The organism is Herbaspirillum sp. Her3 (assembly GCF_057961275.1).
Genome location: NZ_CM176328.1, coordinates 3,528,901 through 3,552,232, shown reverse-complemented (window position 1 = coordinate 3,552,232; position 23,332 = coordinate 3,528,901). Strand labels below are relative to the sequence as shown.

The 23,332-nt window shown below is 63.3% G+C and carries 21 protein-coding genes and 1 tRNA gene; 12 read left to right on the top strand and 10 right to left on the bottom strand.

The window, feature by feature from the left end; all coding sequences use genetic code 11:
• Positions 1-228 precede the first annotated feature (228 nt).
• Positions 229-690, top strand: a complete 462-nt coding sequence (locus tag ACVC5H_RS16215; protein ID WP_489618833.1) for a MarR family winged helix-turn-helix transcriptional regulator — start codon at positions 229-231, stop codon at positions 688-690.
• Positions 691-1,048: 358 nt separating this feature from the next.
• Complete coding sequence (locus ACVC5H_RS16210) at positions 1,049-2,068, top strand: alpha/beta hydrolase (RefSeq protein ID WP_489618832.1); 1,020 nt, start codon at positions 1,049-1,051, stop codon at positions 2,066-2,068.
• Between the two features lie 252 nt (positions 2,069-2,320).
• Here ACVC5H_RS16210 and ACVC5H_RS16205 read toward each other — a convergent pair whose 3' ends face one another.
• On the bottom strand, positions 2,321-2,989 hold the full coding sequence (locus tag ACVC5H_RS16205) for an alpha/beta hydrolase (protein ID WP_489618831.1): 669 nt from the start codon (positions 2,987-2,989) through the stop codon (positions 2,321-2,323).
• A 177-nt stretch (positions 2,990-3,166) separates the two neighbouring features.
• On the opposite strand from ACVC5H_RS16205, the gene ACVC5H_RS16200 reads away from it, so the two are divergent.
• On the top strand, positions 3,167-3,841 hold the full coding sequence (locus ACVC5H_RS16200; protein ID WP_489618830.1) for a hypothetical protein: 675 nt from the start codon (positions 3,167-3,169) through the stop codon (positions 3,839-3,841).
• Between the two features lie 42 nt (positions 3,842-3,883).
• On the opposite strand, the gene mog is transcribed toward ACVC5H_RS16200, so the two are convergent.
• Both mog and yjgA read right to left on the bottom strand, forming a co-directional pair.
• The gene (mog, locus tag ACVC5H_RS16195) at positions 3,884-4,513 is read right to left on the bottom strand and encodes a molybdopterin adenylyltransferase (RefSeq protein WP_489618829.1); all 630 of its coding nucleotides are present in this window, start codon (positions 4,511-4,513) and stop codon (positions 3,884-3,886) included.
• Entirely contained in the window at positions 4,503-5,108 is a 606-nt protein-coding gene (yjgA, locus tag ACVC5H_RS16190; protein ID WP_489618828.1) for a ribosome biogenesis factor YjgA, read from the bottom strand. Before yjgA ends, mog begins: the two co-directional genes overlap by 11 nt.
• Before the next feature lie 75 nt (positions 5,109-5,183).
• Between yjgA and pmbA the strand changes: the two genes are divergently transcribed.
• The 3 genes from pmbA to ACVC5H_RS16175 all read left to right on the top strand — a co-directional run bounded on the left by pmbA (position 5,184) and on the right by ACVC5H_RS16175 (position 8,800).
• The gene (gene pmbA, locus ACVC5H_RS16185) at positions 5,184-6,548 is read left to right on the top strand and encodes a metalloprotease PmbA (protein WP_489618827.1); all 1,365 of its coding nucleotides are present in this window, start codon (positions 5,184-5,186) and stop codon (positions 6,546-6,548) included.
• Positions 6,549-6,627: 79 nt separating this feature from the next.
• Positions 6,628-7,119 (top strand): GNAT family N-acetyltransferase, encoded by a 492-nt coding sequence (locus tag ACVC5H_RS16180; RefSeq protein WP_489618826.1) that lies wholly within the window; start codon positions 6,628-6,630, stop codon positions 7,117-7,119.
• A gap of 82 nt (positions 7,120-7,201) precedes the next feature.
• On the top strand, positions 7,202-8,800 hold the full coding sequence (locus ACVC5H_RS16175) for an MDR family MFS transporter (protein ID WP_489618825.1): 1,599 nt from the start codon (positions 7,202-7,204) through the stop codon (positions 8,798-8,800).
• Positions 8,801-8,855: 55 nt separating this feature from the next.
• Here ACVC5H_RS16175 and ACVC5H_RS16170 read toward each other — a convergent pair whose 3' ends face one another.
• Positions 8,856-10,349 carry a cryptochrome/photolyase family protein gene (locus tag ACVC5H_RS16170; protein ID WP_489618824.1) on the bottom strand — a complete coding sequence of 498 codons (1,494 nt, stop codon included), beginning with the start codon at positions 10,347-10,349 and terminating at the stop codon, positions 8,856-8,858.
• Positions 10,350-10,541: 192 nt separating this feature from the next.
• Positions 10,542-10,626: transfer RNA gene (locus ACVC5H_RS16165), tRNA-Leu, on the bottom strand.
• A gap of 221 nt (positions 10,627-10,847) precedes the next feature.
• On the opposite strand from ACVC5H_RS16165, the gene rnr reads away from it, so the two are divergent.
• The 3 genes from rnr to cysE all read left to right on the top strand — a co-directional run bounded on the left by rnr (position 10,848) and on the right by cysE (position 15,051).
• Positions 10,848-13,352 (top strand): ribonuclease R, encoded by a 2,505-nt coding sequence (gene rnr / locus ACVC5H_RS16160; protein ID WP_489618823.1) that lies wholly within the window; start codon positions 10,848-10,850, stop codon positions 13,350-13,352.
• A 92-nt stretch (positions 13,353-13,444) separates the two neighbouring features.
• On the top strand, positions 13,445-14,182 hold the full coding sequence (rlmB, locus tag ACVC5H_RS16155; protein WP_121039396.1) for a 23S rRNA (guanosine(2251)-2'-O)-methyltransferase RlmB: 738 nt from the start codon (positions 13,445-13,447) through the stop codon (positions 14,180-14,182).
• A gap of 116 nt (positions 14,183-14,298) precedes the next feature.
• The gene (gene cysE / locus ACVC5H_RS16150; protein ID WP_489618822.1) at positions 14,299-15,051 is read left to right on the top strand and encodes a serine O-acetyltransferase; all 753 of its coding nucleotides are present in this window, start codon (positions 14,299-14,301) and stop codon (positions 15,049-15,051) included.
• Between the two features lie 51 nt (positions 15,052-15,102).
• On the opposite strand, the gene ACVC5H_RS16145 is transcribed toward cysE, so the two are convergent.
• The 5 genes from ACVC5H_RS16145 to ACVC5H_RS16125 all read right to left on the bottom strand — a co-directional run bounded on the left by ACVC5H_RS16145 (position 15,103) and on the right by ACVC5H_RS16125 (position 19,851).
• Positions 15,103-15,885, bottom strand: a complete 783-nt coding sequence (locus ACVC5H_RS16145; protein WP_489618821.1) for a UDP-2,3-diacylglucosamine diphosphatase — start codon at positions 15,883-15,885, stop codon at positions 15,103-15,105.
• Between the two features lie 30 nt (positions 15,886-15,915).
• The gene (locus tag ACVC5H_RS16140; RefSeq protein ID WP_489618820.1) at positions 15,916-16,404 is read right to left on the bottom strand and encodes a peptidylprolyl isomerase; all 489 of its coding nucleotides are present in this window, start codon (positions 16,402-16,404) and stop codon (positions 15,916-15,918) included.
• A gap of 82 nt (positions 16,405-16,486) precedes the next feature.
• Positions 16,487-17,056, bottom strand: coding sequence for a peptidylprolyl isomerase (locus tag ACVC5H_RS16135; RefSeq protein WP_338719037.1), 570 nt, complete (start codon positions 17,054-17,056; stop codon positions 16,487-16,489).
• Positions 17,053-18,270 carry a L,D-transpeptidase family protein gene (locus ACVC5H_RS16130; RefSeq protein WP_489618819.1) on the bottom strand — a complete coding sequence of 406 codons (1,218 nt, stop codon included), beginning with the start codon at positions 18,268-18,270 and terminating at the stop codon, positions 17,053-17,055. Before ACVC5H_RS16130 ends, ACVC5H_RS16135 begins: the two co-directional genes overlap by 4 nt.
• Before the next feature lie 36 nt (positions 18,271-18,306).
• A complete protein-coding gene (locus ACVC5H_RS16125; RefSeq protein WP_489618818.1) occupies positions 18,307-19,851 on the bottom strand; it encodes a YybH family protein in 1,545 nt (514 codons plus the stop codon).
• A gap of 232 nt (positions 19,852-20,083) precedes the next feature.
• Between ACVC5H_RS16125 and cysS the strand changes: the two genes are divergently transcribed.
• From cysS to ACVC5H_RS16110, 3 genes are all read left to right on the top strand, one after another.
• The gene (gene cysS / locus ACVC5H_RS16120; protein ID WP_489618817.1) at positions 20,084-21,475 is read left to right on the top strand and encodes a cysteine--tRNA ligase; all 1,392 of its coding nucleotides are present in this window, start codon (positions 20,084-20,086) and stop codon (positions 21,473-21,475) included.
• Position 21,476: 1 nt separating this feature from the next.
• Positions 21,477-22,136 (top strand): DNA-3-methyladenine glycosylase family protein, encoded by a 660-nt coding sequence (locus ACVC5H_RS16115; RefSeq protein ID WP_338719041.1) that lies wholly within the window; start codon positions 21,477-21,479, stop codon positions 22,134-22,136.
• Between the two features lie 162 nt (positions 22,137-22,298).
• On the top strand, positions 22,299-23,279 hold the full coding sequence (locus ACVC5H_RS16110) for an acetyl-CoA carboxylase carboxyltransferase subunit alpha (RefSeq protein WP_008327848.1): 981 nt from the start codon (positions 22,299-22,301) through the stop codon (positions 23,277-23,279).
• Positions 23,280-23,332: the final 53 nt, after the last annotated feature.

Sequence of the window (23,332 nt, the reverse complement as noted above, 5' to 3'; positions counted from 1 at the left end):
CGGACGGGGTGGGCTTCCCGGCGGATGGCTGGCGGGACTTGGCCTGCTTGTGGATGGGGCGGAGTGCCTGACTGTGGCGTGCAGGCATGCGCAGTGACGGTGCGCGATCACGGCCAGTCATGCGCGTTCATGCGTGTGGACAGTGCGCGGTGAGGCCGCCACGCCTGACGGTAAATATTTTGATTAAATAGCTTGCTATTTAATTTTGGCCTCGCTAAACTGCGCTGCATGAATTCGAAAACGGACAAACGCAAGGCGGCCCCGCTACTGGATGCCCAGTTGTGTTTTGCGCTGTATTCGACTTCGCTGTCGATGAGCAAGCTCTACCGCAAGCTCTTGCGCGACCTGGGCATCACCTACTCGCAGTATCTGGTGCTGATGGTGTTGTGGGAGCAGGACCAGCTGACCGTCTCCGAGATCGGTGAGCGCCTGGTACTGGACTCGGCCACGCTGACCCCGCTGCTCAAGCGCATGGAAGCGCAGGGCCTGGTGACCCGGGAACGTGCAGCCAGCGATGAACGGCAGGTGGTCATCTCGCTCACCGCCGAGGGCGACAAGCTGCGCGAGCAGGCAGCCGATCTGCCGCGCGAAGTGTTGCGCGCCACCGAGTCGAGCGCCGCCGAGCTGACGGCGATGAAGGAAGAACTGATGGCCTTGCGTGCCCGCCTGCACAAGAATACGGGCGAGTGAGCAGGGTGGTTTGAAGGGATGAGGTGGCCAAGCCGAGTCCCTTTTTGAAAATTTAATATATAGCGCGCTATTAAGTAGCTTATTAAATTATTGTGACGGGAGCGATGCGGTAAAACCTTCGCTCCCGGCATGCAGGTCAGGCGGCATCGCCTGAATGCACCGTTATACGCAGAGCCAATAGCATCAAATAAGTAGTTTGCTATTTAATAGTGTTTTATGTTTATTGCCGCAAGGCGCGATTTTCTGGCGTCGTACGCCAGGGCAGTACCGCAGTACCACGCAATACGAAAGCAGTTCCCTCGCAGCACCTACCCGGTGAACTTCACCGATCCGATCATCAGAGAAAAGGAAGAAGATCATGACCTCGTTCAAGCAACTCGCCGCCGTCGCCGCCATCGGCCTGGTTTTTGGTAACGCCTACGCTGCCGGTGGCCCCGGCGTGGAACCGACCACCCAATCTTTCCTGCAAGCGCTGGAAGCCGGTGGCGGCAAGCCCCTGGAACAGCTCTCGCCGCAGGATGCGCGCGCCGTGCTGGTGGGTGCGCAAGCCAGCGTGAAGCTGGACCTGCCCAAGGCCGACGTGTCGGAAAAGACCATCACCGCCGACGGCCAGCAGATCAAGCTGACCATCGTGCGTCCGGCTGGCGTGACCAAGACCTTGCCGGCCTTCATGTTCTTCCACGGTGGTGGCTGGGTGCTGGGCGACTTCCCGACCCACGAGCGCCTGGTGCGTGACCTGGTGGCCAACTCGGGTGCGGTGGCCGTGTTCGTGAACTACACGCCGTCGCCGGAAGCCGGCTATGGCGTGGCGATCAACCAGGCCTATGCCGCCACCAAGTGGGTGGCCGAGCACGGCAAGGACATCAAGGTCGACGGCAAGCGCCTGGCAGTGGCCGGCAACAGCGTCGGCGGCAACATGGCCGCAGTCGTGGCCCTGATGGCCAAGGAAAAGGGCGGCCCTGCCCTGCGTTCGGAAGTGCTGCTGTGGCCGGTGACCGATGCCAACTTCGAGACCGGTTCCTACAACCAGTTCGCCAATGGCTACTTCCTCACCAAGAACATGATGAAGTGGTTCTGGGACAGCTACACCACCGACGCCGCCAAGCGCAAGGAAATCACCGCCTCGCCGCTCAACGCCACTACCGAGCAACTGGCCGGCCTGCCGCCGACCCTGATCCAGACCGCCGAAAACGACGTGCTGCGGGATGAAGGCGAAGCCTATGGCCGCAAGCTGCAGGCCGCGGGCGTGGCCGTGACCAGCGTGCGCTACAACGGCATGATCCACGACTTCGGCCTGTTGAACGTGCTGGCCAAGGTGCCGGCCGTGCAGACCGCGATGCGCCAGGCTGGCGAGGAACTGAAGTTCCGCCTGAAGTAATCTCTGCAGTTTGACCTGCGCCTGAAGTCGCGCAGGAGGCGGTTATCCAAACGCACAAGGCCCTGGACGATGCATGCGTCCAGGGCCTTGTGCCTTGTCTTGTTGATTACCGTTCGTCCTGAGTAGCGGCAGCGCCGCGTATCGAAGGCGCTACTGTCTGTGCGCCTTCGATACGGCCCTCGCGGGCCTGCTCAGGAAGAACGGGCAGCGGGGCGCAAATGATCCGTTGCATCGTCAGCGGCCGCAATACTTTTAAGCCAGCACGCGCGTCAGCCACGCACCGATGTCCTCGACTTCCTCGCCGCACACCGAATGCTGCATCGGATAGTCATGCCACTCAACCTGGTGTCCCAGTTGCGTGAGCAGTTCGCGCGACTTCACTGCACGCTCCAGCACCACCACCGGGTCCATGGTGCCGTGGGCCATGAAGATGGGCGTGTCGTGGTTGGCCGCATGACGCTCGGCGGCGATGGTGGCCGCCATCGGCAGGTAGCCCGACAGGCACATCAGGCCGGCCAGCCGCTCAGGATGGCGCAGGCCGGTCTGCAACGTCATCGCGCAGCCCTGCGAGAAGCCGGCCAGCACGATGCGTTCGGCCGGAATGCCGCGTGCACGTTCCTGGGCGATCAGCACTTCGATGGCGGCCTGCGAGGCACGCAGGCCGGGTTCGTCTTCGCGGCGTACCAGGTCGGGGGCGAAGATGTCGTACCAGGCGCGCATCACGTAGCCGCCGTTGATGGTCACCGGCATGGTCGGTGCGGTGGGGAAGATGAAGCGGATCGGCGGGCAGCCGGACAGGTCCAGCTCGCGCACGATGGGCACGAAGTCCGAACCATCGGCACCCAGGCCGTGCAGCCAGATGACGGAGGCAGTGGGATTGGGGGCGGTATCGATCTGGATCGTATCGAGGGGAGCGGACATGGGAGGGCGGTTCCTGTTGCGGTCTGTGAATGGAAGGGGCAGGGCGCCGCATTTGTCTGCGCTCTTGCGCTGGAGCACAATACGGCCTTGCCCGTTGTCATGCGCAGCATCTGCTGCAATGGGCTGACATCATACGATGAACGCCGCCCTCATGGCGGCGCCGAACAAGGAAATCCCATGAAGTGCATCCCATCGCGCCGCCTGCTGGCCTCGCTGTCGTTCCCCTTTCTGGCCGCGAGCCTGGCGCTGGCGCCGCTGTCCGGCCATGCCGCAGCCGAGGGCCGGCTGTTCCAGCCCAAGGGCGAAAACCTGATGATCTCGCCGCCGCCGGGCTGGCGCCTGGCCTACATGGATGGCGATCCGACCGGGGATTACATGGTGGACTTCCTGCCGCCCAACGAAGCCCACGACTCCTGGCGCGAAGGTTACATGGGCGTGCAGCGTCGCAGTTTTCCCGAGGCCGGCCTGCTGGCCAATATCGAGGCGCGCAAGCTGACCGTGGCACAGGTGGCCTTGAGCGAGGTGATGCAGGGAGCGCAGCGCAATTGTCCGGGCCGCTTCGTGGCCATGGCGCAGAAGAACGGCAGTACCAACAACATCCCGGTATCTGTCAGCGGCGGCTTCTGCGACCGTACCGGTCCAGTTGCGCCTTATGGCGAGGGAACTGTACTGGCGGTGTATCAGGGAAAACAGCAACTGTTCGTGGTGCAGTTCAGCTGGCGTCCGGCCACTGACGCGGCCTACAAGCAATATCCCTACCGGATTTCGCCGGCCGGGCTGCAACAGTATCTGGATCTGATCAATGCGGCCACGCTGTGCGGCGGGCCGGAGGAAGGGAAGTGTCCGAACTGAAGGAAAGGGTGGCCCGCAGCGGTGTGTGGGCCGGTACCTGTCTTACTTGCTGGCCGGCCTGATCGCCGACTTGGGGCGGAAGGCCTTGCAGACGGCCTCCACGGTCTCGATGTACGGACCGCCGATGAGGTCGATGCAATAGGGGATGGCGGCGAAAATGCCCGGCACCTTGACCTTGCCGTCCTGGTCCTTCAAGCCTTCCAGCGTCTCGCGGATGGACTTGGGCTGGCCGGGCAGGTTCAGCACCAGCGCGGCGTGGCCTTCGGTCTCGCGGATCACGGCCACCTGGCGCGAGAGGATCGCGGTCGGCACGAACTGCAGGCTGATCTGGCGCATCTGCTCGCCAAAGCCCGGCATTTCCTTGGTGCCGATGGCCAGCGTGGCTTCGGGCGTGAGGTCGCGCCGCGAAGGGCCGGTACCGCCCGTGGTCAGCACCAGGTCGCAGCGCACGGCGTCGACCAGTTCCACCAGGGTCTGTTCGATACGGGCACGTTCATCGGGGATCAGACGGGTTTCGACTTCGAACGGGCTGGACAGGGCGCTGCCCAGCCATTCCTGCAGGGCAGGGATGCCCTGATCCTGATAGACGCCACCGGAGGCGCGGTCGGAAACGGAGACCAGGCCCACTCGCAGTACCTCACGCGTGATGGGGGCGGCCACTTCAACGCTCATCGTCGTCCTGCTCGTCGTCCTGTTCCTCGGCCGCTTCGCCCTTGGCCAGTGCGGCCTGGGTCTGCAACTGCTTGAGGATCTGGAAGATTTCGCGGTAGGCCTTGGGCGGCTTGTTTTCCGCCTGCTCCTTGCGGGCATTGCGGATCAGCGTGCGCATGTGCTGCACGTCCACTTCAGGATGGCGGTTCAGCAGTTCGGTCAGTGCCTGGTCGTCGGCCAGCAGCTTTTCACGGCGGCGCTCCAGCGCGTGCATGGCGGCGGTTTCGGCCTTGGAGGCGCCGTGCCAGCTGTCGATGGTCTTCTGGATGATGGCGATCTCGTCGGGTTCCAGCGTGCGCATCTTCTTGCCCACGTATTGCATCTGGCGGCGGCGGCCTTCGTGATCCTTGATCTGCTGGCATTCGAGGATGGCGTCGCGCACATCTTCGGGCATGGGGACGCGTTTTACGCGGTCGCGCGGCTCGTTGACCAGCGATTCGCCCAGCTTTTGCAGGGCATCCATCTCGCGCTTGAGCTGGGACTTGGAGGGGCGGTCATATTCCTGTTCGAATTCGCTGGATTGGAATCCGACAGCACCGCGGTTGGCATTGGGCATATCGTGACTTCGAGAAATAAAGCTTAACGACTGCTATGATAACCGTTTTACCCGCATTTCAGAGAAAACAGGCTCATGAGCGATACCCCATTCACGCACAGTCAGGACCAGTTGAAGCAGTTGGCGCAGGATGTCCTGCGTTATGCCCGGGACAAGGGCGCCTCGGACGCCGCCGTCGACATCAGCGAAGGCAGTGGCCTCTCGGTAGCGGTGCGCAAGGGCAAGATCGAGACCATCGAGCAGAACAAGGACAAGGGCATCGGAGTGACGGTGTTCCTCGGAGAAGGCCGCCAGGTGCGGCGCGGCAACGCCAGCACCTCGGACTTTTCGCAGCAGGCGTTGAAGGAAACCGTCGAGGCCGCCCACAACATCGCCCGCTTCACCGCCATCGATGACTGTGCCGGCCTGCCCGACGCCGAGATGCTGGAAATGGCCCCGCGCGACCTGAAACTGTTTTCGCCATGGAACATTTCCGCCGAAGAAGCCGTTGCGCTGGCCCAACGCTGCGAAACCGCCGCGCTCGAGACCGACCCGCGCATCAGCAACAGCGAAGGTGCCGGCGTCTACGTACAACACTCGCATTTCATCGCGGCCAACAGCCGTGGCTTCATGGGCGGCTATCCGTTCTCGCGCCATACCATCTCGGTGGCGCCGATTGCCGGCAAGGGCGCGAGCATGCAGCGCGATGACTGGTATTCGTCCAAGCGCGATCCCAAGAAACTGGCCAAGCCCGAAGCTATCGGCCGCTATGCCGCCGAGCGTGCGCTGGCGCGCCTGAATGCGCGCAAGCTGACCACCCGCAAGTGCCCGGTGCTGTTCGAAGCACCGCTGGCCGCAGGTCTGCTGGGCGCCTTCGTGCAGGCCGTGTCGGGCGGTGCGCTGTACCGCAAGTCGAGTTTCCTGCTCGATTCGCTGGGCCAGCAGGTGTTTCCCGAGCACATCCAGATACTGGAAGATCCGCACGTCATCGGCGGTGTCGGTTCCGCTCCCTTCGACGAAGAAGGCGTGCGCACCGTGCGCCGCGAAGTGGTCAAGGATGGCGTGGTGCAGGGCTACTTCCTCTCGACCTATTCGGCGCGCAAGCTGGGCATGCAGACCACCGGCAACTCCGGCGGCTCGCACAACCTCACCCTGCGTTCCGATCTGACCACCAAGGCTGATACCTTCAAGGGCATGTTGAAGAAGATGGGCACCGGCCTCTTGGTGACCGAGCTGATGGGGCAGGGCGTGAACTACGTGACGGGCGACTATTCGCGTGGTGCCTCGGGCTACTGGGTGGAGAATGGCGTGATCCAGTATCCGGTGGAAGAAATCACCATCGCCGGCAACATGAAGGAGATGCTGCGCCAGATCGTGGCCGTGGGTAACGACACGCTCATTCGCGGCTCCAAGGAAACGGGTTCCATCCTGCTGGACAACATGACCATCGCCGGCGACTGAGCCTGAAGCACGCCGTCCGGGCGCCTGCGGCGCGCCTGGCGGCACCACGGCCAGCGCCGCCCGTTGGGGGAGGCAAGCCATGGACGACATCCACATCCGGCGCGGCTATCTGCCAGGCGCCATCGGGCGTGTAGCCGAACTGCACGCCGCCTATTACACCGAGAACTGGAGCTTCGGGGTCTACTTCGAAGCCCGCATCGCCACCGAGTTGGCAGCCTTCATGAGTCGCTACGACGACAGCCGCGACGGTTTCTGGACGGCCACCGTACACGGCCGCGTCGAAGGTTCGCTGACCATCGACGGCCAGCTTGCGCAAGAGCGGGGCGCGTGGTTGCGCTGGTTCATCGCCTCCGAAAAATTGCGCGGCCGTGGTGTGGGCGATGCCCTGCTGACCGAAGCGATACGCTTCTGCGCCGAATGCGATTATCCCTCGATCTACCTGTGGACCTTCGAAGGCTTGCACGCTGCGCACAGCCTCTGCCAGCGCCACGGTTTCGTGCTCGCAGAAGAGCGCATCGGCTCGCATTGGGGCGTGAAGCTCAACGAGCAGCGCTACGAACTCCTGCTGTGATGCGCCCTGCGTGCCGCGCCGTGCGACGCTAAAATGGCGGATTGGCGCAAGCGCGCAACTTCGGATATCCATTCCCCGCAACATGGCCCTACATACCGACGCCGCCCACTCCAGCGGCCAAGTCCTGCCGTTCCGCGAATCCCTGCTGGCCACCCTGGGCATCTGCTTCGTCATCATGCTGGTGGCGCTGGACCAGACCATCGTCGGTACTGCGCTGCCGACCATCGTGGCTGAGTTGAAGGGTTTTGAACTCTACGCCTGGGTGGCGACGGCCTACCTGCTGAGCTCGGTGATCACCGTGCCCATCTTCGGACGGCTGGGCGATTACTTCGGCCGCAAGCCCTTCGTGATCGCGTCCATCATCGTCTTCGTCGGTGCCTCCGCCTTGTGCGGGATGGCCAACAGCATGCTCTTCCTGGTGCTCGCGCGCGGCCTGCAGGGCATCGGCGGCGGCATGCTGGTGGGCACCTGTTTCGCTTCCATTGCCGACCTGTTCCCTGATCCGCGCGTGCGGCTGCGCTGGCAGATCATCCTGTCGGCCTCTTTCGGCATCGCCACGGCGGTCGGTCCTTCGCTGGGCGGTTTCCTCACGCAAGGTCTGGGCTGGCGCTGGGTGTTCTACTGCAACCTGCCCATTGGCGTGCTGTCGCTGTTTTTCGTCTGGCGATTCGTGCCGCACATCCGCCACATGCAGCACGCCGGCAAGATGCGGCTGGACTGGCCGGGGGCACTGCTGATCTCGCTCTCGCTGGGCAGCCTGCAATTGCTGGTGGAGCTCCTGCCCAAGCGCGGCATCACCAGCGGCATGCTGGTCTTGCTGGCGGTGTCGGTGGCGGCGTTCTATGCGCTGTGGAAGTGGGAGCAGCGTGCGGCGCAACCCATCCTCCCCTTCGAGATGCTGCGCGACCGCGCGCTGGCCAGCCTGTTCCTGCTGTCGGTGCTGGCGGGATTCTCCATGTTCTCGCTGCTGATGTATGCGCCGCTGCTGTTCCAGGGCGGCTTCGGCTTGACCCCGCGCGAGGCCGGCCTGCTGATCACGCCGCTGGTGGCCTGTATCACCGTGGCCAGCATCGTCAATGGCCGCATCATCACGCGCATTCCCAATCCCAACCTGATGATGAACCTGGGCTTTGCCCTCATCGCCGCTTCTTGCCTGGGTGTGGTGCTGAGCGATCGGACCACCGGCAATGGCTTCCTGTTGACGGTGATGCTGGCCGGCGGTTTCGGGCTCGGCCTGGTGCTGCCCAACCTCACCGTGTTTGCCCAGCAGGCGGCCGCGCGCGAGCACCTCGGCATTGCCACCGCCTTGCTGCAATCGCTGCGCATGATCGGCGGCATGCTGGGCACGGCCATCACCGGTACGCTGGTCAGCCAGATGTATGGCGCGGGCGTGCAGAAGGCCCTGGAAGGGGATCACGCCGCGCAATGGCTCAAGGACTTCAGCGACCCGGAAGTGCTGGTCAATCATGACATCCAGTCGGTGCTGCTGGCGCAACTGATGCAGGCCGGACATGATGGCTCGGCCTTGCTGGAGGCCGCGCGCGAAGCGCTGGTCGGGGCCATCCACATGGGCATCGCCATTGCCATCGTGGCCGCGCTGGTGGGGCTGTGGATGGTGCGGCGGGTGCCGCCGATCCGCTTTGACCAGGACAAGAAGGTGGAGCCGGTGATGTCGGAATAAGTGGCAGGAATGTGGAAAAAACGGGCTGCATGCAGTCCGTTTTTTTGTGTTCGCCTTACTCTGTTTTTTCCGTCTTCTTGACCACCGCATAGCGCGCCAGCGTGCGTTCACGCGCCTCTGCATGATCGACGACGGGACGCGGATAGTTCTGCCCCAGCGTCACCCCGGCGGACAGCCGTTCATCAGGTGCTGCGGTCCATGGCGCATGGATGCGCTTGTCGGACAGCTTGGCCAGTTGCGGCAGATAGCGGCGGATGAACTTGCCTTCGGGGTCGAACTTCTCCGACTGCGTGACCGGATTGAAGATGCGGAAGTAGGGCTGGGCATCGCAGCCCGATGACGAGGCCCACTGCCAGCCGCCGTTGTTGGCGGCCAGGTCGAAGTCGTTGAGATGGATCGCAAAATATTTTTCACCCCAGCGCCAGTCGATGCCCAGGTCCTTGGTCAGGAAGCTGGCCACCACCATGCGCAGGCGGTTGTGCATGTAGCCGGTCTGGTTGATCTGGGCCATGGCGGCGTCCACCAGCGGATAGCCGGTGCGTCCCTCGCACCAGGCGGCGAAGAGTTCTTCGGCATGCTTGCCTTGCTCCCACCGGATGGCGTCGTATTCGGGCTTGAAGGCCTTGCCGGTCACGCGCGGATGATGGTGCAGGATCATGAAATAGAAATCGCGCCAGGTCAGTTCCGACAGCCAGACGGAAGCCCCGGCGGCACCGTGCCCCGCACGCATGGCCTGCATGGCCGCGCGCGCGAGCGTGCGGATGGAGACGGTGCCGAAGCGCAGGTGGATCGACAGATAGGACGGACCCTTCACTGCCGGAAAATCGCGCGCCGTTCCATAGGCACCGATACGGCCCAGGAAGTCCGCCAGCAGGGCATGCGCGCCGGACATGCCGACAGGAATCTTCAGTTCGTCCAGATTGCTGGGCTGGAATCCTAGTGCGACATGCGAGGGAATGGCGTGATGCGTCTTGCCGGGCGGCTTGGCCAACGCGTGGAAATATTTTTCGACGGGATAGGGCTTGAGGTAGAAGTCGCCGCCCGCTGCTGCCAGTTTGGCCATCCAGGCATTCTTGTAGGGCGTGAAGACCGAGAAGGGCTTGGCCGATTGGGTCAGCACTTCATCCTTTTCAAAGATCACCTGGTCCTTGTAGCTCAGCAGTTGCGCGCCGGTCTTCTGCAGGGCCTGGGCGACGGCCGCATCGCGTTCCACTGCGGCGGGCTCATAGTCAGTGTTGGCAAAGACCGCTTGCACTCCCAGCTCGGCGGCGAGTTCGGGGATGCATGTCGCGGCGGATCCATGCAGCACGATCAATCCGCCGCCGGCCTTGCGCAAGGCCTGGTCCAGCTCGGCCACGCTGGCCAGCAGGAAATCGACGCGGCGATCCTGCTGTACGCCCTCGGCCTTGAGTGCATCGAGGATATCGGTATCGAAGACGAACACGCACCAGACCGCGCGGCTCTGCGAGAGCGCGTAGTAGAGGGCGGCGTGATCGGTGTGGCGCAGGTCGCGGCGGAACCAGACCAGGGACTTGTCGAAGTGGGGCATGCGTCGTGATGAAAGATTGGGGAGCCGCTGGGTAGCAGGCTTGGCGCATGATAAAAGATTTCGCCTGTGCCAATCCGGGTGAGGCTGCCGTGACACGGCTTTGACGCGGAGTGCGTGAATTTGACAGGGGCATGTTTCGTCGCCCCAAACGCAAAAGGCCGATTGATTTTCATCAATCGACCTTTTTTGTTTTGGTGCCCACGGAGGGACTCGAACCCCCACACCTCGCGGCACATGGACCTGAACCATGCGCGTCTACCAATTCCGCCACGTGGGCTGCGCTGTAAAGCGAAGACCATGATTATAGACGGTCTGGGCTCGCTGTCAACAACTTTTTCATCCCCATGAAGCAAATTTCGTTGCAATACGATGCCCAACCCGCTTTTCATCCCCGTATTGCGGTTAGGTAAATGGCCGCAACTCCGTTACACTAGGCACATCCGTCGCCCTGGGCACACCTCGCCTTGGCATTTATAACAATTGCGCGAAACGAAACTTTTGAGCCAATTTCCCTATTCCATTCCCAGCCGGGAAGAGATCCTCGGCATCCTGCGTACTTCTTCCGGCGCGCAAAATGCTGCCGCACTGGCCGCCGCGCTCGGCGTCAAGCCCGAAGAAATGGATGGCCTGACGCGCCGCCTCAACGCCATGGAACGCGACGGCCAGATCAAGCCGGATCGCGCCGGAAACTACAAGCTGACCCATTCACCCGATTTCATCCTCGGCCGCGTCTCGGCCCATCGCGATGGCTTCGGTTTCCTCTTGCCCGATGACGGGACCGATGACCTGTTCCTGCCCGAGAAGGAAATGCAGAAGGTCATGCACGGCGACCGCGTGCAGGCACGCATCACCGGCACCGACCGCCGCGGCCGTCCCGAGGGCACCATCGTCGAAGTGGTGGAGCGCGCCAATACCCACGTGATCGGCCGCCTGTTGAATGAAAACGGCGTCTGGGTGGTGGCCCCCGAAGACAAGCGCATCGGCCACGACGTGCTGCTGGCCGGACCTCCGGGCAAGGCCAAGGCAGGGCAGGTGGTGAGCGTGGAGCTGACCGAGCATCCGTCCCGCTATACGCAACCGGTGGGCAAGATCGTCGAGATCCTGGGTGACATCGACGACCCCGGCATGGAAATCGAAATCGCCGTGCGCAAGTACGGCGTGCCGCACGAATTCTCGGATGCCGCCAAGAAGCTCTCATCCAAGCTGCCCAGCGAAGTCAAGGCGGCCGACCTGAAGGACCGCGTGGACCTGCGCGACGTACCGCTGGTCACCATCGACGGCGAAGACGCACGCGACTTCGACGATGCGGTCTACTGCGAACCGGTCAAGATCGGCCGCGCCAAGGGCTATCGCCTGATCGTGGCGATTGCCGATGTGAGCCACTACGTCAAGCCCAACGACGCTCTCGACGTGGATGCGCTGGAGCGCAGCACCTCGGTGTATTTCCCGCGCCGGGTCATCCCGATGCTGCCGGAAAAACTCTCCAACGGCCTGTGCTCGCTGAACCCGGACGTGGACCGCCTGACCCTGGTGTGCGACGCCGTCATCACGGCCAAGGGCGAGATCAAGGCCTACCAGTTCTATCCGGCCGTGATCCACTCGGCCGCGCGCCTGACCTATACCGAAGTCGCCTCCATCCTGGCCAATACCAAGGGCCCGGAAGCGGCGCGCCGCATCGGCCTGGTGCCGCACCTGACCCATCTGTACGAAGTCTTCCAGGCGCTGCTGACGGCCCGCCAGGCGCGCGGTGCCATCGACTTCGAGACCACCGAGACCTACATCGTCTGCAACGCCGCCGGCAAGATCGAGAAGATCCTGCCGCGCACCCGCAACGATGCACACCGCCTGATCGAGGAATGCATGCTGGCCGCCAACGTCTGTGCGGCCGACCTGTTGAAGCGCCACGATCATCCGGCGCTCTATCGCATCCACGCCGGCCCGACCAAGGAAAAGCTGACGCAGCTGCGCACCTTCCTGAAGCAGGTCGGCCTGAGCCTCGGCGGTGGCGACACCCCCAGCGCCTCTGACTATGCCGAGCTGATGCCCAAGGTCAAGGCGCGCCCGGATGGCGTGCTGATCCAGACCATGCTGCTGCGCTCGATGCAGCAGGCCGTCTACAGCCCGGACAACATCGGCCACTTCGGCCTGTCGTACGAGTCCTACGCCCACTTCACCAGCCCGATCCGCCGCTACCCCGACCTGCTGACGCACCGTGCCATCAAGGCCGTGCTGCAAGGCAAACGCTACGAACCCAAGGGCATCGACAGCAGCGCACTCAATACCTCGATTTCCCCGGCCGCGCGCAAGGCGCAGGCGCTGCAGCGTGCCACCGACAAGGCGGCCGGCAAGAAGCCGCGTGGCGAAAGCGCGCTGGCGATCTGGGAAGCGCTGGGCCTGCACTGCTCGGCCAACGAGCGCCGTGCCGACGAGGCTTCGCGTGACGTGGAAGCCTGGCTGAAGTGCTACTTCATCCGCGACAAGCTGGGCGAGGAATTCACCGGCACCATCGCCGGCGTGGCGACCTTCGGTATCTTCGTGCAGCTTGACGCGCTCTACATCGAAGGCCTGGTGCACGTCACCGAACTGGGTGCCGATTACTTCCAGTACGACGAAGCGCGCCATGAGCTGCGCGGTGAGCGTACCGGCATCCGCTACCAGCTGACCGACCGCGTGACCGTGCAGGTCAGCCGGGTGGACCTGGATGCACGCAAGATCGACCTGTCGCTGGTCAACGAGCCGGGCATCCGCACTCTCATCAAGAACGAAGCCAAGCGCGCCGAAAGCGCTGCGCGCGGCAAGTCCGGTGGCAGCAAGCAGGCCGCCGCCAGCCAGCCCGCCGCACGCGGCAAGAAGGGTGCGCCGGCCAAGCCGGCAGCCGCTGCCAGCAAGGCCAAGGGCGGCGCCAAGACCGGTACCGCCCGTGCCGGCACGGCGCGTCCTGGCGAGGCCGACCGCAAGCGCGCTGCCGCCAAGGGCTTCAGCAAGGGCAAGAAGAAGCGATGAGCATGTCCCCGGTCTGGCCTCAAGCGGCTGGCCGGGTTTGATGGAACGAGGGACGCCTGTCCCAAGCAAGACGAAAGACACAAGCAGGATCTATGAAGAGCAAAATGATTTTCGGCTTCCATGCCGTGACCTCCCGCATCCGCCACGAGGCTTCCTCGGTGGAAGAGATTTACGTGGATGCCGAGCGCCGCGACCGCCGCATGCTGGATTTGCTGCATGCGGCCAAGGAAGCCAACGTGCGCATCATCCAGGCCGACGACCAGCGCCTGGCGGCCATGGTCGGCACGCGCCGCCACCAGGGCGTGGTGGCCAAGGCCGCCGCGCTGTCGCTGGCGCGCACCCTCGATGAACTGCTGGATGCCGTGGTCGGCCCGCCGCTGCTGCTGATCCTCGATGGCATCACCGATCCGCACAACCTGGGCGCCTGCCTGCGGGTGGCCGATGGTGCCGGCGCACACGCGGTGATCGCGCCCAAGGACCGCGCCGTGGGCCTGAATGCGACCGCCATGAAGGTTTCCAGCGGTGCCTCCGACACCGTGCCCTACATCACCGTCACCAACCTGGCGCGCACCATGCGCGACCTGAAGGAACGTGGCGTATGGATCATCGGCACCTCGGACGATGCCGAGAAGGGCCTCTACGAAGGCGACTTTACCGGTCCCACCGCGCTGGTGATGGGCTCCGAAGGCGAAGGCATGCGCCGTCTCACCCGCGAGACCTGCGATGTGCTGGTCAACATCCCCATGTTCGGATCGGTCGAGAGCCTCAACGTCTCCGTGGCCTCCGGCGTCTGTCTGTACGAGGCGCGACGCCAGCGCTTGCCCAAGTAAGTCCGGTCATTTCGCATGACACCCTCGCCGGACTTCGCGTCCGGCGATTTTTTTTGCCGTTCCATATCTGGATCACTTTGCAGCATTTTTTCGTTCAACGTCTCAGGAAACACACCATGTTCAGCCGACTCAGAGAAGACATCGCCAGCATCCGCGAGCGCGACCCCGCCGCGCGCAACAGCTGGGAGGTGCTGACCTGTTATCCCGGCCTGCATGTGGTGATCCTGCATCGCTGGGCCAAGGCTTGCTGGACGGCCGATCTGAAATGGCTGGGCCGCTTCATTTCCCAGCTGGGGCGCACGCTGACCGGCATCGAAATCCACCCCGGCGCTACCATCGGCCGCCGCGTCTTCATCGATCACGGCATGGGCGTGGTAATCGGCGAGACCGCCATCGTCGGCGACGATTCCACCATCTACCAGGGCGTGACCCTGGGTGGCACCTCGCTGGCCAAGGGCGCCAAGCGCCATCCCACGCTGGGGCGCGGCGTCATCATCGGTGCCGGGGCCAAGGTGCTGGGCGGCTTTACGGTGGGCGATGGCGCCAAGGTCGGCTCCAATGCGGTGGTGACCAAGGAAGTGCCGGCCGGTGCCACGGCGGTGGGCAATCCGGCCCGCATCGTCGAGCGCAATGCCGCACCGGGCGGGCGCGATCAGGCGGCAGCGCGGCTCTTTGCCGCTTATGGGGTCATGCCCAACGGCGATGATCCGTTGTCGAAGGCCTTGCATGGGCTCATCAATCAGGTGGCCGCGCAGGAGCAGCAACTGGAAGCCGTGCTGGCCGCCTTGCAGGGAGCGGGGATAGGGTGTCGGCGCCTGGAAGAGGCCGGACAATTCGACGCAGCACAACTGAACCGGCTGGTCGATTGAAGAGAAAACCGCAGCCGGGACAATCCGGCTGCGGTGAAGTCAAACGCGGGATCAGGCGATCTCGTGTCCGTCCACGCCATGCCGATGCAGCACGCCATCGGCCGTCAGGCTGATCCAGCCGCCACGCGGCGTCTCTACGTCATATTCCCAATCCGGCAGGACATAGCGCAGCTTGCCATCAGCGAGGCGATGCAGGGCAGGGCGGTGCGTGTGTCCGTGGATCAGCACGTCGCTGCCGGTCTGCGCGAAGAGCGCATCGATGGCGCCGGCATTCACATCCATGATCGCCATGTCCTTGCTCTGGTTGGCATCCTGGCTGTTCTTGCGGATACCCTCGATGATGGCCTTGCGCTGTGCCAGCGGCATGGCCAGGAACTGCTGCTGGTAAGCCGGCTGGCGCACCTGCGCGCGAAAGGCCATGTAGGCATGGTCATCGGTGCATTGCGCGTCGCCATGCGCCAGTGCCAGCTTGCGGCCAGCCAGGGTGACGACGTGCGGATCGTCGAGCAGCGTCAGTCCTGCGGCATCGGCAAAACCCTGGCCGACCAGGAAATCGCGGTTTCCGGCCATCCAGTACAGTTGCACGTCGTGGCCCTGTACAGTTCGCAGCGCATCAGCAATCAGTTGGTTGTAGGGAGCAGTACAGTCGTCGTCACCGGCCCAGTACTCGAACACGTCACCCAGCAGGTACAGTTGCTGCGTCTGTACCGCATGGCTTTGCAGGAAGGCCAGGAAAGCCGCGGTGGTGCGGGGCAGGGCGGCCTGCAAATGCAGGTCGGAAACAAAAAGCGCAACCGTCGGTTGCGCTTTCTGCATGAACTGGAAATCAGTCATGGTCGATGAGGGAAATGATCCAGGCCGGGCTCAGACCACTTCTGCCTTCTCGATCACCACGTCTTCCGCAGGCACGTCGGCGAACATGCCGGCGCGGGTGGTCTTCACACCCTTGATCTTGTCGACCACTTCGGTGCCTTCGACGACCTTGCCGAAGACGCAGTAGCCCCAGCCGTCCTGGCCCGGGTAGTCGAGGAAGCTGTTGTTCTTGACGTTGATGAAGAACTGCGCCGAGGCCGAGTGCGGGGCAGCGGTGCGGGCCATGGCCAGGGTGTAGGGCTCGTTCTTCAAGCCATTCTTGGCTTCGTTCTCGATCGGTTCGTTGGTCTCTTTTTGCTTCATGCCGGGTTCGAAGCCGCCGCCCTGGATCATGAAACCGTCGATGACGCGGTGGAAGATGGTGCCGTTGTAATGACCGGCGTTGACGTAGGCCAGGAAGTTCTCAACGGTCTTGGGAGCCTTCTCTGCATCCAGTTCGATCTTGATGGTGCCGTGGTTGGTGGTGAGCAGAACTGCCATGATGAATCCTTTGCTTGTGGGGGAATGAAAAAAACCGGCGGGCGACTTGGGCCCGCCTTGGCTGCGCTACGGGACGCCTGCCTTACTTGACCAGGGTGGCCGATTCGATCACCACCGGCGTGGCCGGCACATCGCCGGCTCCAGTGCGCACCTGCTTGATCTTGTCGACCACATCGGCACCGGCGATGACCTTGCCGAAGACCGCATAGCCCCAGCCATCCTGGCCGGGGTAATTCAGGAAGCGGTTGTCCGCCACGTTGATGAAGAACTGGGCGGTGGCCGAGTGCGGTGCCGAGGTGCGCGCCATCGCCACAGTATAAACCTCGTTCTTCAAACCGTTATTGGCCTCGTTCTTGATGGGCGCGTCGGTGGGCTTTTCGCGCATGTTCTGGTCGTAGCCGCCACCCTGGATCATGAAGCCATTGATGACGCGGTGAAATACGGTGCCGTTGTACTGGCCCTTCTTGACGTACTTGAGGAAATTGTCGACCGAGACCGGGGCCTTTTCGGGATTCAGTTCCAGGGTGATGTCACCCATGCTGGTCTTGAGCAGCACGCGCGGCGCGTCGGCGGCCAGGACGGGAGCGGCCAGGGTGGCCGACAGGGAAAACGCTGCTGCCATGCGCAGCAGGTGACGACGGGAGAGGATCATGCGTTGCCTTCGTAAATGATTTTCCATTGCGATCCTTCACGCACCCAGTACTGGCGCTTGCGGATCGCGTTCTTGCTCTTGCCGACCGCACTTTCCTGGGTGAAAGTGCTGACGATCATGTCTTCTTGTGCGCCGGGATAGCGGAACAGGCTGACATCGCGCAGTTTGACACTGGTGTAGCGCGCCCCGTTCAGGCTTTTCTGCTGGCGGCCGAACCAGGTCGCCAGGTTTTCGCCCTGGGCCGAGCGGAATTCCGGCGAGTAATACGACAGCACCTGGTCGGCGTCCGCATTCTCCAGCGACTGGCCCCACTGTTCCAGCATGGCCGAAGCAGCGTCGCGATCCTTGGCCAGGGCGTCCTTGTTGACGAATTGCACGTTCTGGCTGATCACCACCACCGTCTTGCCGACCTCGGCGGTGGAATACAGGCTCTGCAGATCCGGATTGGCCAGCACCACGCAACCGTCGGAAGACAGCGGCGGGCGGCTGAAGTTGTCCGAGGGCGTGCCGTGCAGCCAGATGCCATAGCCGCTGCGGCCGTTGCGCTTGTCCCATTCATTGGGATAGGACAGCGGCAGGGCGCCGGTGCCATAGAAGTCGGGCAGCTTGGGGCCGGGGATGCGGTTGTTGACGTAATACACGCCGATGGGCGTGCGCTGGTCGCCGGACTTGGTCTTGTTGGCGCCGAAGCGGCCCTGCGAGATGTAGTAGTCGGTCATGTACTTCAGATCGCCACCCTGGTTCTCGTAGACGTACATGCGCGAGCGCGTGGTGTCGACCACCAGCACGTTCTTCTGGTCGTCGCCTACCTGCAGCACGGCCTTGGGGATCAGATTGGGGTCGGGTTTTTCTTGCAGGGAACGGATGCGCACCATGGCTTCATCGCGCAGTTCCTTGAGCTTGTCGCTGGGGCCATCGGCCATGGCGCCGAAGTTGCGCACTGGTCGCGCATGCATCAGCAGCAGGTCGCCGCGCACCAGGTGGCCGAGACGGAAGGTGGGGTAGGCCGCCACCAGGGCATCGGCCTTGGCCTGGGCTTCGCGCAGGCGGTTGGCGCCCAGGTCCTTGTAGATCTCGATGAGCAGGGCTTCCGGATCCGGCTTGGCGGCCGGTGCGCCAGCCGTATTGCCTTGCGGCGGAATGGAAGAAGAGGATGCCTCGCTGCCCATCACAGGCAGCCCTGCCAGGCACAACATCAGAAGGCGTCCGAGCATGCGCGCGGGACGCCCTTGCAAAGCGCTAGCCACCAATTACCCTCCCGATCGTTCCTGTTTGATCAGCCATCGATTGCCCTGTTTGACGAAGATCAGGGTCTTGCGGCTGTCCACCGTCAGCCGATCCGAATTATATATCTGACGATAGCGCACGGTCGCAATGTTGCCGTTGATGCTGACCGTGGCATTGCTGACCTTGACGCTGATGCGGCCCTTGTCCTCGATGCGGGCGCGGCGCTCTTCGGCCCATTCCTTGCGGGAGGCGCCGCGAGGTGTCTCGAAGTCGCTGGCGTAATGGCCCAGGTAGCCGCGCACGTCCTTGTCGCTCCAGGCCTTGGCCCAGCCGTTCAAGGCCGCCAGCACGGTGGCCTTGTCCTGTTCGGCGCCGGCTTCGGCCTTGGCCTTTTCCTTGTCGGCGCGGGCCTTGTCAGCCTTGGCCTTTTCGGCAGCGGCCAGCTTCTCGGCACGGGCCTTCTCGGCTGCGGCCAGCTTGTCAGCCTTGGCTTTCTCGGCGGCCGCCTGGGCAGTTTTTTCCTTCTCGGCGCGGGCGGCTTGCTCGCGGGCCAGCTTGTCGGCCTGGTCCTTTTCCTTCTGGGCCAGCAGTTCCTTCTGCTTCTGCTCGGCGGCGGCCTTGTCGGCAGCAGCCTTCTGGGCGCGCGCCTGTTCGGCCGCCAGCTGCTCGGCGCGGGCCTTCTCGGCCTTGGCGCGCTCGGCGGCCGCCTTGTCTGCCGCTGCCTTTTCAGCTGCAGCCTTGTCGGCGGCGGCTTTCTCGGCCGCTGCCTTGTCGGCCGCAGCCTTGTCCGCAGCCGCCTTTTCCTTGTCGCTGGTGGCCTTGGCAATGGCCGTCTTCTCGGCTTCGGCCTTGTCGGCGGCGGCCTGCTGCGCCAGTTTCTCGGCGGCCAGGGCGCGGTTGCGTTCCTGCTGCTCGGCGGCAGCCGCTTCGGCCTTGGCCTTGGCCTCGCGCTGGGCGGAGGCGGCCGAGGCCAGGCGCGGCACGGTGCCGCCGGTGGTGTTGCCGTTGAGCGAGCGCAACAGCGTCAGCTTGGGCTGCGGCACGTTGGCGCCCGGATCGATCTGCAAAGCCTTGTCATAGGCCTGGCTGGCCAGCTTGGCATAGACGTCGCCCAGGTTCTCCAGCGCCGTCGCATAGGTCGGATTGGTGCGCATGGCCATGTCCAGCGCAGCCCTGGCCTTGTCGTACTGGCCGTCGGCCGCATACAGCACGGCCAGGTTGTTGTACGGCTCGGGCAGGTCGGGGAAGTCTTCGGTCAGCTTGGTGAACACGGCAATGGCCTCGGCAGAACGGTTTTGTTCTGCTAAGATCAGGCCCTTCGTGAAACGCAGTTGCGCATCGCGCGGGTGTTTCGCCAGTACGGCATCGGTCTTGGTCAGTGCTTCGGCATACTGTCCGGCCCGCATCAGCTTGTTGATGTCAGACATTTCGCTGGCATGCGCAGTGCTGGCGGGCACCGCAAACAGGGCGGCCACCAGGCTGGACAATACTGCCGTCTTGTGAGCAGTTTTGCTGATCAAACCGCGCAAACCATGAATGGATGTCTGTTCTTGTGATTCTGGGGGCATGGTTTTATCGATGCTATACTCGAAGAAATTCGAAGAAAGCTGGCATTTTATATCAAACAAGTAAGACAAAAAGAGGTTTGGCTACCGTGACCCGTTCATGTTGCAATTGCTGCTAGAACAATGAAACCCAGGCAGGGGCCTGCCAGCGCCACGCTTCCTACGGTGCCGGCCCCAGGCAGATTGCATGAACCAGGCGTCCTCACCGGTCCCGCCAACCCAGAATTCCCATCCCATGAGCGAGCTCAAGATTTACAACACGCTGGCGCGTGATAAGCAGACCTTTACCCCGATCGAACCCGGCAAGGTGCGCTTGTACGTGTGCGGCATGACCGTCTATGACTATTGCCATATCGGCCATGCGCGCGTGCTGGTGGTGTTCGACATGGTGCAGCGCTGGCTGCGCGCGTCCGGCTACGCCGTGACCTACGTGCGCAACATCACCGATATCGACGACAAGATCATCAAACGCGCTGTCGAAAACGGCGAAACCATCGCCCAGCTGACCAACCGCTTCATCGATGCCATGAACGAGGATGCCGCCGCCCTGGGCGTGCAGCGTCCCGACCATGAGCCGCGCGCGACCCGGTACGTGCCGCAGATGCTGGACCTGATCGGCAAGCTGGAAAAGAACGGCCTGGCCTACAAGGCCAGCGATGGCGACGTCAATTACTCGGTGCGCGATTTCCCCCGCTACGGCAAGCTCTCCGGCAAGTCGCTGGACGACCTGCGTGCCGGCGAGCGGGTGGATGTGAATACCGGCAAGCGCGATCCGCTGGACTTCGTGCTCTGGAAGGCCGCCAAGCCCAGCGAGCCGGACGAGGCCAAGTGGGACTCGCCCTGGGGCTGCGGCCGTCCGGGCTGGCACATCGAGTGCTCGGCCATGTCCGGCGACTTGCTGGGCGAGCATTTCGACATCCACGGCGGCGGCCAGGATCTTCAGTTCCCGCACCATGAAAATGAAATCGCCCAGTCCGAAGGCGCGCATCAGCACACCTTCGTGAATTACTGGATGCACAACGGTTTCGTGCGCATCGACAACGAGAAGATGTCCAAGTCCCTGGGCAACTTCTTTACCATCCGCGACGTGCTCAAGAAGTACGACCCGGAAGTGTTGCGTTTCTTCATCTTGCGTGCGCACTACCGTAGCCCCTTGAACTATTCCGATGCCCACCTGGACGATGCCCGCCAGGCGCTCACCCGCCTGTATACGGCCTTGAAGGACGTGCCGCCGGAAGCAGGCGGCCTGCAGGCCGATGAGGCGCATGCACAAAGGTTCACAGAGGCCCTGAACGATGACTTCAACACCCCGGTCGCCATCGCCGTGCTCTTCGAGCTGGCCAACGAAGTCAACCGCAGCCGTTCGGCGGCTCAGGCGCGCCAGCTGAAGGCGCTGGCCGGCATCCTGGGGATCTTGCAGCGCGAGCCGTCCGACTACCTCAAGGGGGGCGTGGTCGCCGCCGATGGCCTGGGCGAAACCGAGATCGAAGCGCTGATCGCAGCGCGCAAGGCGGCCAAGGCGGGCAAGAACTTCGCCGAAGCCGACCGCCTGCGTGCCGAGCTGACCGCGGCCGGCATCATTCTGGAAGACAAACCGGGCGGCCTGACCGAATGGCGGAGAGCTTGATTTGAATACCAACCGAAAAGCCAGCGAGGCCGATCCCAGCCTGATCGTCCCGGCCTACTGGGAAGAGGCCAAGGCCGAGCTGATGAAGCGCGACCGCATCATGCGCAAGATCATCCCGCAGTTCGGGGATCTGCAACTGACGGTGCGCGGCGACGCCTTCACCACGCTGGCGCGCTCGGTGATCGGCCAGCAGATCTCGACCAAGGCCGCCAATGCGGTCTGGCAGCGCTTCCTGGAAGCCTGTCCGCGCTGCACGCCGGCCCAGGTGATGCGCACCGGGCCCGAAGGGCTGGCCGCCTGCGGCTTGTCCAAGCGCAAGGCCGAATACATCCTCGATCTGGCTGCGCACTTCAAGGCCAAGACGGTGCATCCCGACAAATGGGCGGAGATGGAAGACGAAGCCGTCATTGCCGAGATGATCCAGATCCGCGGGATTGGCCGCTGGACAGCCGAGATGTTTTTGATATTTAATCTGCTGCGCCCGAACGTGCTGCCGCTGGATGACCTGGGATTGCTCAAGGGCATCAGCATCAGCTACTTCTCGGGTGAGCCGGTCTCGCGCAGCGATGCGCGGGAAGTCGCCGCGAACTGGGAACCGTGGCGCACCGTGGCCACCTGGTATCTGTGGCGCAGCCTGGATCCGCTGCCCTCCGATTATTGATCCAAGAGGAAGAGGGCGCGGGCAGCGCTGGTGTATACTCCCGTCCTCCCAAGATTTGAAGGCAAACCGATGCAGCCGGGGATCATCGCGCCGCAACCCGCACCGGGCCGGCATTTCCAGCGATTCTCACCGCACCATCGGACTTGTTGAAAAAGGAACACAATGAGTAAATCGACAACGACTTTTCTGGGCTTCGAGCAGGCCATCGCCGAGCTGGATGCCAAGATCGAAGAGTTGCGTTTTGTACAGGATGACTCGGCCGTCGACATCTCCGAAGAGATCGAGCGCCTGGTCAAGAAGAGCCAGCAGCTGACCAAGGACATCTACGCCAAGCTCACGCCCTGGCAGGTCTCGCAGATCGCGCGCCATCCGCAACGTCCCTACACCATGGACTACGTGCGCGAGATCTTCACCGATTTCCACGAACTGCACGGCGACCGCACCTTTGCGGACGACCAGTCCATCGTCGGCGGCCTGGCCCGTTTCAATGGCCAGGCCTGCATGGTGATCGGCCACCAGAAGGGGCGCGACACCAAGGAACGCGCCATGCGCAACTTCGGCATGCCCAAGCCGGAAGGCTATCGCAAGGCCATGCGCCTGATGAAAGTGGCCGAAAAGTTCGGTTTACCGATTTTTACCTTCGTGGACACCCCCGGCGCTTTTCCCGGCATCGATGCCGAAGAGCGCGGCCAGTCCGAAGCCATCGGCCACAACCTCTACGTGATGGCCGAGCTGAAGGTGCCGCTCATTGCCACCATCATCGGTGAAGGCGGTTCCGGCGGTGCGCTGGCCATCGCCGTGGGTGACTCGGTGCTGATGCTGCAATACGCGACCTACTCGGTGATCTCGCCGGAAGGCTGCGCTTCCATCCTCTGGAAGACCGCCGACCGCGCCGCCGATGCCGCCGAAGCACTGGGCCTGACCGCTCATCGTCTCAAGGCCATTGGTTTGATCGACAAGATCGTCAACGAGCCGCTGGGCGGCGCCCATCGCGATCCCAAGCAGATGGCCGGCCTGCTCAAGCGCGCGCTGTCGGATTCGCTGCGCCAGTTCCAGGGCATGAAGACCAAGGACCTGCTGGCCGCCCGTCACGAAAAGCTGATGGCCTATGGCAAGTTCAAGGAACTGAATTCGGCCGAGTAATCTGTCGGTCGTTCTTTCCGTCCTACCAGGCGCCAGCGATTGCTTCGCTGGCG